Source organism: Streptomyces sp. NPDC055749 (genome assembly GCF_053617235.1).
Genome location: NZ_JBSHFH010000002.1, coordinates 67,186 through 82,900, shown reverse-complemented (window position 1 = coordinate 82,900; position 15,715 = coordinate 67,186). Strand labels below are relative to the sequence as shown.

The 15,715-nt window shown below is 69.5% G+C and carries 15 protein-coding genes and 1 tRNA gene; 9 read left to right on the top strand and 7 right to left on the bottom strand.

The genetic code is table 11. The annotated features are described in order from the left end of the window. Positions 1–27 precede the first annotated feature (27 nt). Positions 28–624 (bottom strand): ATP-binding protein, encoded by a 597-nt coding sequence (locus tag ACWGO0_RS02140; protein WP_453526609.1) that lies wholly within the window; start codon positions 622–624, stop codon positions 28–30. A gap of 235 nt (positions 625–859) precedes the next feature. Between ACWGO0_RS02140 and ACWGO0_RS02135 the strand changes: the two genes are divergently transcribed. The 9 genes from ACWGO0_RS02135 to ACWGO0_RS02095 all read left to right on the top strand — a co-directional run bounded on the left by ACWGO0_RS02135 (position 860) and on the right by ACWGO0_RS02095 (position 10,666). After that, the gene (locus tag ACWGO0_RS02135; protein WP_453526606.1) at positions 860–1,693 is read left to right on the top strand and encodes a hypothetical protein; all 834 of its coding nucleotides are present in this window, start codon (positions 860–862) and stop codon (positions 1,691–1,693) included. A 100-nt stretch (positions 1,694–1,793) separates the two neighbouring features. Then, complete coding sequence (locus ACWGO0_RS02130; protein ID WP_453526603.1) at positions 1,794–2,540, top strand: YcnI family copper-binding membrane protein; 747 nt, start codon at positions 1,794–1,796, stop codon at positions 2,538–2,540. A 62-nt stretch (positions 2,541–2,602) separates the two neighbouring features. Then, positions 2,603–3,241: an SCO family protein gene (locus ACWGO0_RS02125; RefSeq protein WP_453527015.1), complete on the top strand. Its 639-nt coding sequence runs from the start codon at positions 2,603–2,605 to the stop codon at positions 3,239–3,241. Then, positions 3,238–3,684, top strand: a complete 447-nt coding sequence (locus tag ACWGO0_RS02120) for a copper chaperone PCu(A)C (protein WP_453526601.1) — start codon at positions 3,238–3,240, stop codon at positions 3,682–3,684. Before ACWGO0_RS02125 ends, ACWGO0_RS02120 begins: the two co-directional genes overlap by 4 nt. A gap of 14 nt (positions 3,685–3,698) precedes the next feature. Continuing rightward, positions 3,699–5,630 (top strand): copper resistance CopC/CopD family protein, encoded by a 1,932-nt coding sequence (locus ACWGO0_RS02115; RefSeq protein WP_453526598.1) that lies wholly within the window; start codon positions 3,699–3,701, stop codon positions 5,628–5,630. 17 nt (positions 5,631–5,647) lie between these two features. Continuing rightward, positions 5,648–6,925 (top strand): iron uptake transporter deferrochelatase/peroxidase subunit, encoded by a 1,278-nt coding sequence (gene efeB / locus ACWGO0_RS02110; protein ID WP_453527012.1) that lies wholly within the window; start codon positions 5,648–5,650, stop codon positions 6,923–6,925. A 63-nt stretch (positions 6,926–6,988) separates the two neighbouring features. Continuing rightward, a complete protein-coding gene (gene pheA / locus ACWGO0_RS02105; RefSeq protein ID WP_453526595.1) occupies positions 6,989–7,924 on the top strand; it encodes a prephenate dehydratase in 936 nt (311 codons plus the stop codon). 652 nt (positions 7,925–8,576) lie between these two features. Further along, entirely contained in the window at positions 8,577–9,854 is a 1,278-nt protein-coding gene (serS, locus tag ACWGO0_RS02100) for a serine--tRNA ligase (RefSeq protein WP_453526593.1), read from the top strand. Continuing rightward, the gene (locus ACWGO0_RS02095; RefSeq protein ID WP_453526590.1) at positions 9,851–10,666 is read left to right on the top strand and encodes an HAD family hydrolase; all 816 of its coding nucleotides are present in this window, start codon (positions 9,851–9,853) and stop codon (positions 10,664–10,666) included. The genes serS and ACWGO0_RS02095 overlap by 4 nt, the downstream gene beginning before the upstream one ends. A 51-nt stretch (positions 10,667–10,717) precedes the next feature. On the opposite strand, the gene ACWGO0_RS02090 is transcribed toward ACWGO0_RS02095, so the two are convergent. The 6 genes from ACWGO0_RS02090 to ACWGO0_RS02065 form a co-directional block, all read right to left on the bottom strand. Continuing rightward, positions 10,718–10,806: transfer RNA gene (locus ACWGO0_RS02090), tRNA-Ser, on the bottom strand. 304 nt (positions 10,807–11,110) lie between these two features. Further along, positions 11,111–11,791: a hypothetical protein gene (locus tag ACWGO0_RS02085; protein ID WP_453526587.1), complete on the bottom strand. Its 681-nt coding sequence runs from the start codon at positions 11,789–11,791 to the stop codon at positions 11,111–11,113. Between the two features lie 292 nt (positions 11,792–12,083). Beyond that, the gene (locus ACWGO0_RS02080; RefSeq protein WP_453526584.1) at positions 12,084–12,803 is read right to left on the bottom strand and encodes an ABC transporter permease; all 720 of its coding nucleotides are present in this window, start codon (positions 12,801–12,803) and stop codon (positions 12,084–12,086) included. Positions 12,804–12,833: 30 nt separating this feature from the next. Continuing rightward, the gene (locus tag ACWGO0_RS02075; protein WP_453526581.1) at positions 12,834–13,745 is read right to left on the bottom strand and encodes an ABC transporter ATP-binding protein; all 912 of its coding nucleotides are present in this window, start codon (positions 13,743–13,745) and stop codon (positions 12,834–12,836) included. Next, positions 13,742–14,650: an ABC transporter permease gene (locus tag ACWGO0_RS02070; protein ID WP_453526578.1), complete on the bottom strand. Its 909-nt coding sequence runs from the start codon at positions 14,648–14,650 to the stop codon at positions 13,742–13,744. Before ACWGO0_RS02070 ends, ACWGO0_RS02075 begins: the two co-directional genes overlap by 4 nt. Next, positions 14,650–15,696, bottom strand: a complete 1,047-nt coding sequence (locus tag ACWGO0_RS02065) for an ABC transporter ATP-binding protein (protein WP_453526575.1) — start codon at positions 15,694–15,696, stop codon at positions 14,650–14,652. The genes ACWGO0_RS02070 and ACWGO0_RS02065 overlap by 1 nt, the downstream gene beginning before the upstream one ends. Positions 15,697–15,715: the final 19 nt, after the last annotated feature.

Here is a 15,715-nt window from a genome sequence, read left to right as displayed (position 1 = left end):
CGCACCCCGTGCCGGAGGGCGCGCCGCTCAGGACACCATGAGCAGCGCGCCCTCCCGCCATTTCAGGACCTTGTCGAAGCTCACCACAGCGCCCCGGCCAGGCCGGTTGGCGAAGTGGACGTGATCGGCGAGCTCCTCGATCAGACCGAGCCCCCGCCCGCTCTCCGCCGTGACGGGCGGGTACGCGGCGGGCGGCTGCCGGTGGGCCGGTGGCCGCTGCGCGGCAGCGGGCTTCCGGTCCTGCGGACAGTCCGCGGACGGTTGTGCGGCGGTGCGAAGCGTGCGCCGGCTGGGGAAACCGGGCCCCGAATCGGCGACTTCGATACGGCATTTCTCGCCGTCCAGATAAGCGGTGACCCGATACTGCCCGGAGGCCGTACCGGAGGGCCCGTCCCCTGTGGGGCGGAACCCCGGCGTATCACCGGCACCATCGGCGTCAGTGGCGTCCCATCGGTCCCCGCCGTGCTCGACGGCATTCGCACAGGCTTCGCTGAGCGCGACCGACAAGTCGTAGGAGATGTCCGGATCGACCCCTGCGGTTTCCATGGTGCCGAGCAGAAAACGACGGGCGAGCGGAACGCTCGCAGCTTCGCGCCGCAAATGGAGTGACCACCACATGCTCATGCTCCAGCCTCCTGGCTGCGGCTCGACATACCCATACGTATTGCCGCGCGGAGCCCTTCGTAAGCACCCTTCGGCTGTGATGGCACTCATTCGGCGGATGCGAATATTCCGCATACCGGCTATGTCCGGCGATCCCAGCCGCCCGAACAGGCACAACAGCCACCCATGTCGAGGAATCCGACCTTCCGGACCTGCCTGACGGGGTCCGGGTACGCAGTGCGATGATGACCCGGCCATGTCTAAGCCCGTCGCACGCGCCGGAGCCGGTCTGCGGCTCATGAGGGCCGCGGTGTTCACCGCGGTCTGCGTCGTGCTGTCCGCGGCAGGACATGCGCTCGCCTCCTGCGCGGCAGTCCCGTGGTGGACACTGCTCGCCGGTTTCCTCGGGGTCTTCGCGGTCGTGCTGCCGCTCGCCGGGCGCGAACGGTCGCTCCTGTCGATCGCCGCCGCACTCACCGGCGGACAGCTCGCTCTGCACGTCCTCTTCGGACTCGGCACCCACGGCGCGAACACCGCGGCCGGTCCCGCGGCCGGGACGGACAGCGACGCGCTCATCCGCTTCGCCGCCGGGCTGCTGTGCGGCGAGGGACCGGCCCGGCTGAACGCCGCCGATGCCCACCGCGTCGTCACCGACGCCGGCATCGACCCGGCGACCCTGATGCAGGATCACGCGCACCTCGCACCGGCCGGCCCGACCGCGCTGACCGGCCTCGCCGGACTCGCGGAATCGTCCGGGACGCTGCCGAGCCTGCCCATGCTTCTCGGGCACCTCCTGGCCGCACTCGTCACCGGCTGGCTGCTGCGCCGCGGCGAGGTCGCCCTGTTCGGTCTCACCCGGCTCTCGGTGCACGGCGCCCAGGAGCTCGCGGCGGGCGCCAGGCTACGTGCTCTGCGCGCCGCGCTCTCGCTCGTACGCACCCTTCTCGCGGGCTTCCCGTACGGGCGGCGTACGACCGGGCCCCACCTCCCCCGTACGGCCGACGACGCACTCGCGCCCGCCACCGGGGATCCGTTGCAGCACATGGTGATCAGGCGCGGGCCTCCCGCCGTATACGTACACGCGGCCTGACGCGACACCCTCCTTGGATCACCCAGGGGACAGGTGTCGCGATGCCGTCGCGCACACGCGCGCCGGACCACCTGTTCCCCTGCCTGTGGAGATCCCTGCCATGAACGTTTCACGCATCGCCATCGCGGGCGGCGTCGCCGCTTCCACCGTCCTGCTGCTCGCCGGCCCCGCCGCCGCGCACGTCAGCGTCCAGCCGCAGGGCGAGGCCGCCAAGGGCGGCTACGCCACCATCAACTTCAAGGTCCCCAACGAGCGTGACGACGCCTCGACGGTCAAGCTCGAAGTGAACTTCCCGACCGAGCACCCGCTGTCCTCGGTCAGCCCGCAGGCCGTGCCCGGCTGGAAGATCAAGGTCGACAAGAGCAAGCTGGACAAGCCCCTCGACGTGCACGGCAAGAAGATCACCGAGGCCGTCACGAAGGTCACCTGGACCTCCGACGGCAGCAAGATCGATCCGGGCTACTTCCAGCAGTTCCCGCTCTCGGTCGGCCAGCTCCCCGAGGATGCAGACCAGCTCGTCTTCAAGGCCCTCCAGACGTACGACAACAAGGAAGTCGTCCGCTGGATCGAGGAGCCCACCGAGGGCGGCGAAGAGCCCGAGAGCCCGGCCCCCGTCCTCAAGCTGACCGCCGCTTCGGCCGACGCGCACGGCGCTCCCGCCGCCGACGACAAGAGCGCCCACGCCGCTGACGACAAGGCCCACGAGTCCGCCGAGGACACGAAGGCGTCCGCCGCCCCGTCCGACAGCAGCGACAGCACCGCCCGGATCCTCGGCGTCGTCGGCATCGTCATCGGCATCGCGGGTGTCGCCTTCGGCGTGCTCGCGGGACGCCGCCGCACCGCCTGACGCCCAAAGCAGCACCCGCACCACAGACCAGGAAACAATTCTCCATGCGCACCAAGAAGACGATGCTGGCCGCGGCGCTCGCCGCCGCGGCGGCACTGACGCTGTCGGCCTGCGGCAGCGACGCCGACTCCGCGAAGCAGCCCGTCGCGGATGTCTCCGCCGACACCAGCACCAAGGCCGCGACCGTACTCGACCAGCCCTTCACCAAGCCCGATCTCGTCCTCACCGACACCCACGGCAAGAAGTACGACCTCCGCGAGGAGACCAAGGGCAAGCCGACGCTGATCTACTTCGGCTACACCCACTGCCCCGACGTCTGTCCGCTGACCATGAGCAACATCGCGCTCGCCAAGCGCGCCCTGCCCAAGGCCGACCAGGACAAACTCCAGGTCGTCTTCGTCACCACCGACCCCGAACGCGACACCCCGTCGTCCCTGGGCAGCTGGCTCAAGGCCCAGGACCCCACCTTCACCGGACTCACCGGAGACTTCCCGACCATCCAGGCGGGCGCCCGGCAGATCGGCATCGGCATCGACCCGCCGAAGGTGGAGAAGGACGGCACCGTCGTCTCGATGCACGGCGCCCAGGTGGTCGCGTTCTCGCCGAAGACCGACAAGGGGTACGTGCTCTACGGCGAGGACACCACGGCGGACGACTACACGAAGGACCTCCCGAAGCTCATCACGGGGGCGACTCCGTGAACCGCCGCACTGTCATCGCCGGCGTTCTGGCCCTCACCACGGGGCTGACGCTGGCGGGCTGCTCCTCCGGCAGCGAGCCGGAACTGAAGGTGGTCGGCGCCTTCATGCCGCAGCCCATCAGCGACATGGCGGCCGGTTTCCTCGTCGTACGGAACAGCGGCGACGCCGCCGACCGGCTGACCTCCGTGACCAGTCCGCTCTCGGACAACGTCACGATCCACGAGACGAAGAACCAGACCATGCGCATGGTCAGTTCCTTCGAAGTGCCCGCCGGCGGCGAACTGGATCTTGAACGCGGTGGCAGCCACATCATGTTCATGAAGCTCAAGCAGCGGCCGAAGCAGGGCGAGAAGGTCTCCCTGGAGCTGCACTTCGAGAAGGCCGGCCCCATCAAGGTCGACGTTCCCGTGAAGGAGACCACCCACAACCCGAAGAAGCAGTGAGGGACTGACACCCCATGACAGCCACCGCCCCGCACTTCGGGCCGCACCCGATACGCCGGCCGCTCGCCGCCGTCGCGCTCCTCGCCACGCTGATCAGCCTGCTGTTCGGCCTGGTGCTGGCGAGCGCGAGCCCCGCGTCCGCGCACGCCGCCCTCACCGGGAGCGACCCGCAGGACGGGGCGGTGGTCGACACCGCTCCCAAGGACGTCACGCTCACCTTCTCCGAACAGATCGCCATGGGCGAGGACTCGATCCGCGTCCTCGACCCCGACGGACGCCGGGCGGACGCCGGTACGCCACGCGAGGTGGGGAGCGGCGGCGCGGTGCAGTACGGCGTCCGGCTCCTCGCAGGTCTGCCCGACGGCACCTACACCGTGGCCTGGCAGGCCGTCTCCGTGGACAGCCACCCGGTGTCCGGCGCCTTCACGTTCTCCATCGGCGCCCCCTCGGAAACGACCGTCGCGCTCCCCTCGGGCGGAGCCGGCGGAGGTCTGGTCGGCACGCTCTACGGCATCGCGCGCTACGCCGCGTACGCCGGATTCATCCTGCTGGCCGGTGGCGCCGCCTTCGTACTGGCCTGCTGGCGGCGCGGTGCTGGCGAGCGCCCGCTGCAACGCCTCGTCGTGCGCGGCTGGATCACCCTGACCGCCGCCACCCTGGTCATGCTGCTGCTGCGGAGCCCGTACACCGGTTCCGGGAAGCTCGCGGACGCGTTCGACCTCAACGGTCTGCAGGCCGTGCTCGACACCAAGCCGGGGGCCGCACTGGTCTCCCGGCTGCTGCTGCTCGGCGCCGCCGCGCTGTTCATCGCCGTCCTGTTCGGCGGGTACGCCAAGCGCGAGGACGAGACGGAACAGAAGGACCTCACCTTCGGCCTCGCCATCGGCGGCACGGTCGTCGCCGCCGGGATCGCCGGCACCTGGGCTCTCGCGGAGCACGCGTCGACCGGTATCCAGCCGGGCATCGCCATGCCGGTCGACGTCCTGCACCTGCTGGCCGTCGCCGCGTGGCTGGGCGGTCTGGCCGCCTTGCTGGTCGCCCTGTACCGGACGCCCGGGGTCGACAGCTCCGCCGTACGACGCTTCTCCCGCGTGGCGTTCGGGAGCGTGGTCGTCCTCGCCGCGACCGGGATCTACCAGTCCTGGCGGCAGGTCGGCTCCTGGTCCGCACTGACCGACACCAGGTACGGGCAGCTCCTGCTCGTCAAGGTGGCCCTGGTGGCCGTCCTCGTGGGTGTCGCCTGGATCTCCCGCCGGTGGACCTCCCGGCTGGCGGAGAGCACGGAGGCGACGGAGACCCCGGAGAGCACGGAGGCGACGGACGCCGAGCCGGTCGCGGTGACGGTGACCTCGGACGCCGAGGCCGTCGCCCCCGAGCGCGCCGCGCAGCTCGCCCGCCAGCGTGCCGCCCTGACGGCCACGGAGAAGAAGCGCGTCCGCGATGCCGACCCGGACCGCTCCGGGCTGCGCCGCTCGGTGCTTACGGAGGCGGGCATCGCCGTCGTCATCCTCGCGGTGACGACCGTGCTGACCTCCACCGAGCCGGGTCGTACCGAGGAGGAAGCCTCCCGCGGCTCGGCCGCGGCGAGCGTTCCGGCGGCCGGAACCCCGGTCAATCTGACCCTGCCGTTCGACACCGGCGGCCGGAACGGCAAGGGGACGGTGCGGATGGACATCGATCCCGGCCGCACCGGAGCCAACCAACTGCATCTCTGGGTCGACGGCGACAACGGCAAGCCGTTGGACGTCCCCGAGGTGAAGGTGGCGCTCACGCTGAAGTCCAAGGACATCGGTCCGCTGCCGGTCGTCCCCGACCGCCTCACCGAGGGCCACTGGACGGCCGACGGCGTCCAGATCCCGATGGCGGGCGACTGGACGATCGCCGTGACAGTACGGACGTCGGACATCGACCAGACGACCATCGACAAGAACGTCAAGATCGGCTGAGCAGGTTGAGCAAGAACATGAAGGACGACATCTCCCGGCGGCGCCTGCTCGGCACCGCCGGGGCCGCCGGAGCGACCGGTCTCATGCTGGGCGCGGCGGGCGGCGCCGCGGGATACGCCGCCACCCGCCCCGACGAACCGGCCGCGCTGGCCACCGTCGGATCGACCCGCGCAATGTTTCACGGGAAACATCAACCGGGGATCACCACTCCGCTTCAGGCCCGCGGCCATCTGGTCGCCTTCGATCTGGTGCCCGGCGCGGGGCGCAAGGAGGCCGCCGCGCTGATGCGCCGCTGGTCGTCCACGGCCGAGCGGCTGATGGCGGGCCGGCCGGCGGAGGGCGGGGACGGCGAAGGCCACGACACCGGGATCGCGCTGGACGCCGGGCCGTCCTCGCTGACGGTCACCTTCGGCTTCGGCCGCACCTTCTTCGAACGTACGGGCCTGACCAGCCGTCGGCCCACCGGCCTCGACCCGCTGCCGCCCTTCTCCTCCGACCACCTCGACGCCAAGCGCTCCAACGGCGACCTCTGGGTACAGATCGGCGCCGACGACGCGCTCGTCGCCTTCCACGCGCTGCGCGCCATCCAGAAGGAGGCCGCCGCGACGGCCCGGGTGCGCTGGCAGATGAACGGCTTCAACCGCACTCCGGGCGCCACCGACCGGCCGAGAACCGCCCGCAATCTGATGGGCCAGATCGACGGCACCGGCAATCCGAAGCCGTCCGACAGCGATTTCGACCAGCGGATCTTCGTACCTTCGAGCACCGGGACCGGCACCGCCTCGCCCGGCTCCGGGCCGGCGTTCGACTGGATGGCGGGCGGCTCGTACGCCGTCGTACGGCGCATCAGGATGCTCCTCGACGACTGGGAGAAGCTCCCGGTGGAGCGGCAGGAGCGGGTGATAGGGCGCCGCAAGGCGGACGGCGCCCCGCTCAGCGGCGGCACCGAGACGACCGAGATGGACCTCGACAAGGCCGGCCCCGACGGCCGCCTCCTGATCCCCGACAACGCCCACTCCCGGATCTCCTCCCCCGAGAAGAACGGCGGAGCGGCGATGCTGCGGCGCCCCTTCTCGTACCACGACGGCATCGCGGCGGACGGCACCCCGGACGCCGGGCTCCTCTTCGTCTGCTGGCAGGCGGACCCGTTCCGGGGCTTCGTGCCGGTGCAGCGCAAGCTCGACCGGGGCGACGCGCTCTCGCCGTTCATCCGGCACGAGGCGAGCGGTCTCTTCGCGGTGCCGGGCGGCGCGGCGGAGGGTGAGTACGTGGGGCAGCGGCTGCTGGAGTCCTGACGGCTGCCCGGCCGCATCCTGAGACGGCGAGGCCCCTCACGCAGGGCGCATTAGGGTGACCGTATGTCAGCCACGCGCTACGCCTATCTCGGCCCCGAAGGCACCTTCACCGAGGTCGCCCTCCGTACGCTCCCGGAGGCCGCCACCCGGGAGCTCGTCCCGATGGTCTCCGTACCGGCGGCTCTGGACGCGGTGCGCAGCGGCGAAGCGGCGGCAGCGCTCGTACCCATCGAGAACTCCGTCGAGGGCGGCATCACGGCGACGCTCGACGAGCTGACCACCGGTGAACCGCTCATGATCTACCGCGAGGTGCTGCTCTCCATCACGTTCGCGCTGCTGGTGCGTCCGGGGACCAAGCTGACCGACATCAAGACGGTCACGGCGCACCCGGCCGCGCAGCCGCAGGTACGCAACTGGATGGCGGCCCATCTCCCGAAGGCCGTGTGGGAGTCGGCCGCGTCCAACGCCGACGGTGCGCGGCTGGTCCAGGAGGGGCGTTACGACGCCGCCTTCGCCGGGGAGTTCGCCGCGGCGACCTACGGCCTGGAACCGCTGGTGACGGAGATCCACGACGCCGAGAACGCCCAGACCCGCTTCGTCCTGGTGGGCCGCCCGGCCCGGCCGTCGGCGCCGACCGGCGCGGACAAGACCTCGGTGGTCATCTGGCTGGGCGACGACCACCCGGGTGCACTGCTCGAACTCCTCCAGGAGTTCGCCGTACGCGGGGTCAACCTGATGCTGATCCAGTCCCGGCCCACCGGGGAGGGCATCGGCAACTACTGCTTCGCCGTGGACGCCGAAGGGCACATCGCGGACCGGCGGGTCGGCGAGGCGCTGATGGGGCTCAAGCGCATCTGCCCGAACGTGCGGTTCCTGGGTTCGTATCCGCGGGCCGGAGTGACGGCCGAGGACGTACGCGCGCTGCGCGCGGGGACCTCGGACTCCGACTTCACCGAGGCTTCCGACTGGCTGGCCCGCAGCCAGGACGGCCGGGCCTGACGCAGCACCGGGCCTGACGGCCCGACGTGTAACCGGCCCGGCTGAGCCGGGCACCGGCGGCGCCCCCACGAGGGGCGTCCTGTGCGTTGCCCACCGGTCCTACCTGCAGATTTTCATTTACCCACAGAGTTATCCACAGGCCGACCTCTCGACCTGGGGACAAGTCGACACCGTAATGCGACATGGTCGACAAATCGGCTCAGTGGCATCAGATCCGTCCACAGAACCCCAGGTCGTCCCGTGTCACCCCAATTGCATTGATCAACTCTTTAGAGCATCGAATTCCCACCCGAATGAGTGTGTGAACTGCGTTTGAGCGGGGAATCCATGAGCCTTCATGCGGCTTTCGGAACGATCTCTTCCGGTGTCCACAGATCTTCCTCACAGCCTGTGGATAACTAAATCGAACCGCCCCCACCTGTGGACAACATCGGGATTCCGCCCCCAACTCCCGCCTCCCACAAGCCCGGTGCGTCAAGCAGCGCGAACCACTTGAACCCTTTTCGGGGGAATGCGCTCGTTTATTGACCACCCCGGCCACACGCGGACCGACGATTCCCTCCAGGATTATCAATTCCGGCAATTCGGGCAAAGTGACACGCTCATCGATATCGGTTCGAGCGGGGGAACCCCGCACCGGTAGCCTTGAGGGGTGATTGACCTTCGCCTGCTCCGTGAGGACCCCGACCGTGTTCGCGCCTCCCAGCGCGCCCGTGGAGAGGACGTCGCGCTCGTCGACGCCCTTCTCTCCGCCGACGAGCTGCGCAGGTCGTCCGGCGTCCGCTTCGACGAACTCCGCTCCGAGCAGAAGTCGCTCGGCAAGCTGATCCCCAAGGCATCCCCGGACGAGCGCGTCGAGCTGCTCAAGAAGGCCGATCAGCTGAAGGCCGAAGTCAAGGCGGCCGACGCCGCTCAGGACGAGGCCGACGCCGAGGCCAAGCGGCTGCTCCTCCAGCTCGGCAACATCGTCCACGAGGACGTGCCGGTCGGCGGCGAGGAGGACTTCGTCGTCCTCGAAACGCACGGCACCATCCGCGACTTCGGGGCCGAGGGCTTCGCCCCGAAGGACCACCTGGAGCTCGGCGAGGCGCTGGGCGCCATCGACATGGAGCGCGGGGCCAAGGTTTCCGGTTCGCGCTTCTACTACCTGACGGGTGTCGGCGCGCTGCTGGAACTCGCGCTGGTCAACGCCGCGATCGCGCAGGCCACCGAGGCCGGCTTCATCCCGATGCTGACCCCCGCGCTGGTCCGCCCGCGCGCCATGGAGGGCACCGGCTTCCTCGGCCAGGCATCCGCGGACGTCTACCACCTGGAGAAGGACGACTTCTACCTGGTCGGTACGTCCGAGGTGCCCCTCGCCGCGTACCACATGGACGAGATCGTCGAGGCCGACAAGCTGCCGCTGCGGTACGCGGGCTTCTCGCCCTGCTTCCGCCGCGAGGCCGGCACGTACGGCAAGGACACCCGCGGCATTTTCCGCGTCCACCAGTTCGACAAGGTCGAGATGTTCTCGTACGTCGATCCGGCGGACGCCGAGGCCGAGCACCGGCGTCTCCTCGACTGGGAGAAGCAGTGGCTGACCGCGCTCGAGCTGCCCTTCCAGGTGATCGACGTCGCCTCGGGCGACCTGGGGGCCTCCGCCTCCCGGAAGTTCGATTGCGAGGCGTGGATTCCGACGCAGGGCAAGTACCGCGAGCTGACCTCCGCCTCGAACTGCGACGGTTTCCAGGCGCGCCGCCTGTCCGTCCGGATGCGCGACGGTAAGAAGGTCCAGCCGCTGGCCACGCTGAACGGCACGCTCTGCGCCGTACCGCGCACGATCGTGGCGATCCTGGAGAACCACCAGCTCGCCGACGGTTCGGTGCGGGTTCCCGAGGTGCTGCGGCCGTACCTCGGCGGGCGTGAGGTCCTGGAGCCGGTCTCCAAGTGACGACCTTCCCGTACAAGCTCATCGCGACCGACCTCGACGGCACGCTGCTGCGTGACGACGACACGGTCTCCGAGCGCTCGCGCGAGGCGCTGACCGCAGCCACCGCGGCCGGCGCCGCGCACATCATCGTCACCGGACGCGCGGTCCCGTGGACCCGGCACATCCTGGACGACCTGGGTTACGAGGGCCTCGCGGTCTGCGGCCAGGGCGCGCAGGTCTACCACGCCGGTGAGCACAAGCTGCTGACCTCGCTCACCCTGGACCGGCAGCTCGCCGGTCTTGCGCTGTCGAAGGTCGAGGCGGAGGTCGGTCCTCTGGCGCTGGCCGCCAGCCGTGACGGACTCGACGGCGAGGTGCTGGTCGGGCCCGGTTACCGGGTGCAGGAGGGACCGCTGCCGGCCGTCTTCGTGGACGATCCCGCCGAGATGTGGGCCGCCCCGCTCAACAAGGTCTACATCCAGCATCCGGAGCTCGGCGACGACGCGCTGGCCAAGGCCGCCCGGGAGGCGGTCGGCAGTCTGGTGGACGTGGTCATGGCGGGTCCGGGTGTGGTGGAGATCCTGCCGCTGGGGCTGAGCAAGGCGACCGGGCTGTCCCTGGCCGCCCGTCGGCTGGGCCTGAAGGCCGCGGACACGCTGGCCTTCGGTGACATGCCGAACGACATCCCGATGTTCGGCTGGGCGCGGCACGGTGTGGCCATGGCGAACGCGCACGACGACCTCAAGGCCGTGGCCCACGAGATCACCGCTTCGAACCAGCAGGACGGCATCGCCGTGGTGCTGGAGGAGCTTCTGAGGACAGGGCGCGCCTGACGCACGGGGGGAGCCCGCCGGCCCCGGCGGACTCCCCCGTAAATTCTGCGGCGGAGGATGCGCGGATCGAACGCGCGCGGGGTTTCGCGACCCCGACGACGGCTTAGCAAGCCGCTGCCTTACCACTCGGCCAATCCTCCGGGCGGGTGGCCGCGCGCGACGCGCGTGAAGGGCCACCCGGGGGGTCCTGCGGCGAGCGGTTCGGCGGAGTAGCTGATGCGGCTACTCCGGGACCGGCTGCGGACCACCCTGCTGGGAACTCGACGGACTCGGACTCTCGGTCATCGCCGCGCTCCTCCCCGGTCATTGGCGTACGTATCCGTGCGCGCTGTCTCCACCACTGTGCCGCGTGGCGCGCCTCCCGTGCCACCGATTAACTCGCGGTCCGCGCCCGTGCGTCGGGAAGCCGGGGCGGACCGCGAGCTGTCGGGTGTCAGGGTCGGGTCAGCCGCGCAGATCCTTCAGCTGCTGGGCGAGACCGTCCATGCGTGTGTCGATGCGGACGATGTCCTGGGAGACGTCCGAGAGCTTCACACTCATGGCGCCGACGACCTGGTACGTGACGTCCAGCTTCCGGTCGAGGCTGTCGAGCCGCTCCGACATCCTGCCGAGCACCGGGCCGAGCTCCTGGAGCGCGTTGCCGACACCGGCGAGGCAGCCTTCGATGCCGGTGACGCGCTGATCCAGCGAGCGGTACGCCACCTTCAGCTCCTCCTCGGCGTCGAGAAGGTACGTACGCACGCACCGCGCGATGTCGCTGTCGCGAAGAAGCATGGCGACGTTGAGCACGGTTCTGCGGGTGTAGAGCGTGAGCTGAGTGGCGGCCTGTGGATAACTCTCACCCTCCCCGCCGGTCCATAGGGACAACATGTCCCTATGGAAGGTTCGCAGGTCAGCGCCGCGCAGCAGCGTGAGCCCGTTCTCCTCCATCTCGGCTCGATGGCGCTGGGTCACCTTCTTTACGGCTTCTGTGGATACTTCGAAGTAGCGAGCGACATCCTCTGTGCGAACGTGAATTCCGTCCGGGAGCATGACAAGACTCTTGATCTTGTCGAGGACGTCGACGCGCCCCATCCGCTCAACACGCAGGGCGCGTGATTCGAGCAGGGCGACTTCCGTGGGCATGGGCATGCCTTTCGTGCGCGGGAACGGCGATGGACGGCCCTGTCCCCGGGCTTCAGGGGTGGAGGACGCTCACGGTTGCCACTGACTCAATGACCGACCCGGCCGGCACTGCCTCACCGGTGTCGGCGATCCCCGAATTCACGAACGCTCGACGCCACAGATTCCAACTGCCTCCACGCACACTGAACAACGAGCCGATAACCGTACAGTCACGCGTACCACTGTCCGTTCATAGGACACAGAACGACCCCCGCCCATCGGACGGGGGTCGCACCATGTCGGGCAGGTCGGCTCACTCCTCGCCGGCGAGCTTCAGCGCCCTCAGCTTCTGGCCCGCGTACCAGGTGGCGGCCACCGTGATACCCGCCAGCAGCAGCGTCGCCAGCGGCAGGCCGACGTCCGAAGTGATCGCACCCTCCCCGGCCACCTTCTCGGCGACCGCGAGGGACCACTGCTGCACGCTGAGCGTCCGCGCGCCCGGCACCAGGCTGCCGAAGAGCGCCTCCCACACGAGGGCGTACACCAGGCCGAAGACGACGGCGTGCCGGCTGACCGTGCCGAGCAGCAGGAACAGCGCGCTGTACGCGATCGAGGCGACCAGCGCCGCGATCGTGTAGGCCACGGCGATCTGCTGACCGTTGCCGTTGAGGATCAGGCCCGCGATCAGGGTCGGCAGTGCCGAGAACACCATCGTCACGGCAATGGCCACGATCAGCTTCGTCACGATGATCGTCGGACGCTTCACCGGCTTGGCCAGGAGGTAGACGATCGAGCCGTCATCGATCTCCGGTCCGATCGCCCCGGTCCCCGCGATGACACCGATGAGCGGAACCATCGTGGCGATGGCGAAGCCGCCCAGCACATTGGCGGCCACCTGGTCGTCCACGCCGGCCAACGCCCGTACCGCAACGGCGATGACCACCAGCAGCACCGGCAGGATGAACAGAATGGCGGCCCGGCGCCGGCCGAGCAGTGCCCGGTAGGTGAGCCGAGCGACTGTGGGGTCGTACATGACGCTTCACAGCTCCTTATCGGCCACTGGTCAGGCCGCTACGAGATAGGAAAAGACCGATTCGAGGGACTCGTCGGACGGCGAAACGGTCAGCAGCCGGATGCCGTGCTCGCGTGCCACCTTCGGCAGCAGCGCGGTGAAGCGCCCGAAGTCCACGGCCTGGATCCGCAGGGCACGTTCGCTCAGGTCGACCTCGATGCCCGCGGTGGACGGGTCGGCGATGAGCGCGGCAGCGAGTGCGCGGTCGTCGCTGGACCGTACGAGATAGCGGTGCGGCCGGTCCGTCATCAGCCGGCGGATGCGCCGGAAGTCACCGGACGCGGCGTGCCGGCCTGCCACGATCACCTCGATGTGCGAGGCCAGTTGCTCGACCTCTTCGAGGATGTGCGAGGAGAACAGGACCGTACGGCCCTCCGCGCCCATCCGCCGCAGCAGCTCCATCAGCTGCATGCGCTGACGCGGGTCCATTCCGTTGAACGGCTCGTCGAGCAGCAGCACGGACGGCTCGTGGACCAGCGCGGACGCCATCTTCACGCGCTGGCGCATGCCCTTGCTGTACGTCGAGATCTTGCGGTCCTGCGCGTGCTCCATCTCGACGGTGGCCAGCGCCTTGCGCGCCGCCTCGTCGCCGAGTCCCTGCAGTTCGGCGTTGGCGACGACGAACTCGCGGCCGGTCAGGAAGTCGTACATGCCTTCCCGCTCGGGCACGATGCCGATCTCCTTGTAGACCGCCTCGTTCCGCCAGATCGTCCTGCCGTCGAGCGTGACCTTGCCCGTCGACGGGGCGAGAAACCCGGCCATCATGTTGATCAGCGTGGACTTTCCTGCGCCGTTGGGGCCGAGCAGACCCGTGACACCCGGGCCCACCGTCATGCTGACGTCGTTGACGGCGACCACGTTGCCGAACCAGCGCGAGGTGTGGTCGATCTCGATGGTGGTCACAGCCCGACCTTCCGGTAGCGGCGCATCAGCACGGCGTACGAGCCGGCGACGAGCGCGAGAACAACGATCAGATACGCCACTCCGGCACCGGCGCCCGGGCCTTCCCCTCCGGGGAAGGCGGAGGTGGCACCGAGGAACGCGGTCTGGACACCGTCGATCAGTGTGATCGGGGAGAAGAGCCCCAGCCACGGCACCGCCCCGTCGGACCCCGTCTCCCAGGCGATGGCCTGGACCGTGGAGACCGCCCCGTAGGAGATGGTCAGTACGGCGATCACCGCCGCGACGCCGAAGCCGCGGCGCGGTGTGAGGGCGGCCATCACCAGACCGAGTCCGGCGAACAGGACGGACAGCAGCGCCACCGACACCAGCCCCTGTCCGAATCCCTTGGTCTGGTCGGCGAAGTCGAACTTCGCGAGCAGCGAACCCGCGTACAGGATGACGAGCGGCGTGGCGGTGAGGATGAACAGGGCGGACGCCATGGCCGCGTACTTGGCGACCACGTAGTCGCCGCGTTCGATCGGCCGGGAGAAGTACAGCGGGATGCTCTTGAACCGCAGGTCCCTGGAGACGGACTGCGGTGCCTGTGCGGCGATGAAGAGCCCGATCACCGCCTGGAGGTAGATCGCGAACGCCGTGTACTTGATGGGCAGTTTCGTCATGTTGGGTGTGGCGATGGCGACCGCGACGAGGACCAGCGCGACCAGGCACATCACCCCGCACAGCAGCATCGGGAGCACCTTGGACTTCGCGGAGCGGCCGAGCCCGAACGAGCCCCTGAGGGACTGCGAGAAGAGCGAGCGGCGCGCATAGGCTCGGCCCAGGCGCGGGCCGTCGTAGGAGCGGTAGCCGATGTTGTGGATCCGGGAGCTGTCGCCCCCGGTCACGGCCCCGGTCTCGGTGCTCATCACGAACCGCTCCCCTTCTGCGTTACGGCGCCGGCGCCCGCGGCGTGTGCCGCGCCGACTGCTTGCGGCGCCTCTTCGGTACGGAAGACCTCGGCGATGTGGTGGCGCCGCTGTTCCATCCGTACGAGGCCGAGTCCGAGGACGGCGACGCTGTCGCGGACGATGTCGTACGTCTCCTCGCCGGTCGCCTCGACCAGGAGGATGTGGCCCGCTCCCGGCAGCCCCTCGGTGTCGACGCCGTCGAGGCCGACCAGGGTGACGCCGGCCTCGGTGAGGACCTTGCGCAGCGCGTCCGTGCCGTCGGGGTGGGTGTCGCTGTCGGTGACCTCGACCGCGAGGGTCGTGGTGGTCTGCGTGAAGTCGCTGGTGGAGCTCGACCGCAGCAGGGTGCCGCCGTCGACGACGACCACGTGGTCGCAGGTGCGCTCGAGTTCGCCCAGGAGGTGGGAGGTGACGAGCACGGAGATGCCGAAGTCGGTGTGGATACGGCGGATCAGGCCGAGCATCTCGTCCCGGCCCACCGGATCCAGGCCGTTGGTCGGCTCGTCCAGAAGGACCAGCTGCGGGTCGTGGACGAGTGCCTGGGCCAGCTTCACCCGCTGTTTCATGCCGGTCGAGTAGCCACCGATGGGCCGGTAGCGCTCCTCGTACAGACCGACGTGGCGCAGCGTGTCGGCGGTGCGCTCGCGCGCCGCCGTGGGAGGCAGGCCGGACATCCGGGCCATGTGCACGACGAACTCGGTCGCCGAGACGTCGGGCGGCAGGCAGTCGTGCTCGGGCATGTAGCCGACGCGCTCCCGGATGGCGGCGCCACTGGTGGCGACGTCGAGCCCGAGGACAGCGGCCCGGCCTTCGGTGGCGGGGGACAGACCCAGCAGGATCTTGATCAATGTGGACTTGCCGGCCCCGTTGGAACCCACCAGGCCGGTTACACCGGGTCCGATGTCCAGGGTGAGCCGGTCAAGCGCGGTCACGCGGGGGAACCGCTTGCTCAGGCTTTCGGTCACGATCACAGTCACGGGTTCGACGGTAGTGGCGTGGGCCACAGCGGTCGTCAGACCTGGC

What these genes read in the sequence shown, in the direction of transcription:
- ACWGO0_RS02125 (WP_453527015.1), top strand. Translation starts at nt 2,603, where the DNA reads ATGCTGGCCGCGGCGCTCGCCGCCGCGGCGGCACTGACGCTGTCGGCC.
- pheA (WP_453526595.1), top strand. Translation starts at nt 6,989, where the DNA reads ATGTCAGCCACGCGCTACGCCTATCTCGGCCCCGAAGGCACCTTCACC.
- ACWGO0_RS02115 (WP_453526598.1), top strand. Translation starts at nt 3,699, where the DNA reads ATGACAGCCACCGCCCCGCACTTCGGGCCGCACCCGATACGCCGGCCG.
- ACWGO0_RS02085 (WP_453526587.1), bottom strand. Translation starts at nt 11,791, where the DNA reads ATGCCCACGGAAGTCGCCCTGCTCGAATCACGCGCCCTGCGTGTTGAG.
- efeB (WP_453527012.1), top strand. Translation starts at nt 5,648, where the DNA reads ATGAAGGACGACATCTCCCGGCGGCGCCTGCTCGGCACCGCCGGGGCC.
- ACWGO0_RS02135 (WP_453526606.1), top strand. Translation starts at nt 860, where the DNA reads ATGTCTAAGCCCGTCGCACGCGCCGGAGCCGGTCTGCGGCTCATGAGG.
- ACWGO0_RS02070 (WP_453526578.1), bottom strand. Translation starts at nt 14,650, where the DNA reads ATGAGCACCGAGACCGGGGCCGTGACCGGGGGCGACAGCTCCCGGATC.
- ACWGO0_RS02140 (WP_453526609.1), bottom strand. Translation starts at nt 624, where the DNA reads ATGAGCATGTGGTGGTCACTCCATTTGCGGCGCGAAGCTGCGAGCGTT.
- ACWGO0_RS02130 (WP_453526603.1), top strand. Translation starts at nt 1,794, where the DNA reads ATGAACGTTTCACGCATCGCCATCGCGGGCGGCGTCGCCGCTTCCACC.
- ACWGO0_RS02080 (WP_453526584.1), bottom strand. Translation starts at nt 12,803, where the DNA reads ATGTACGACCCCACAGTCGCTCGGCTCACCTACCGGGCACTGCTCGGC.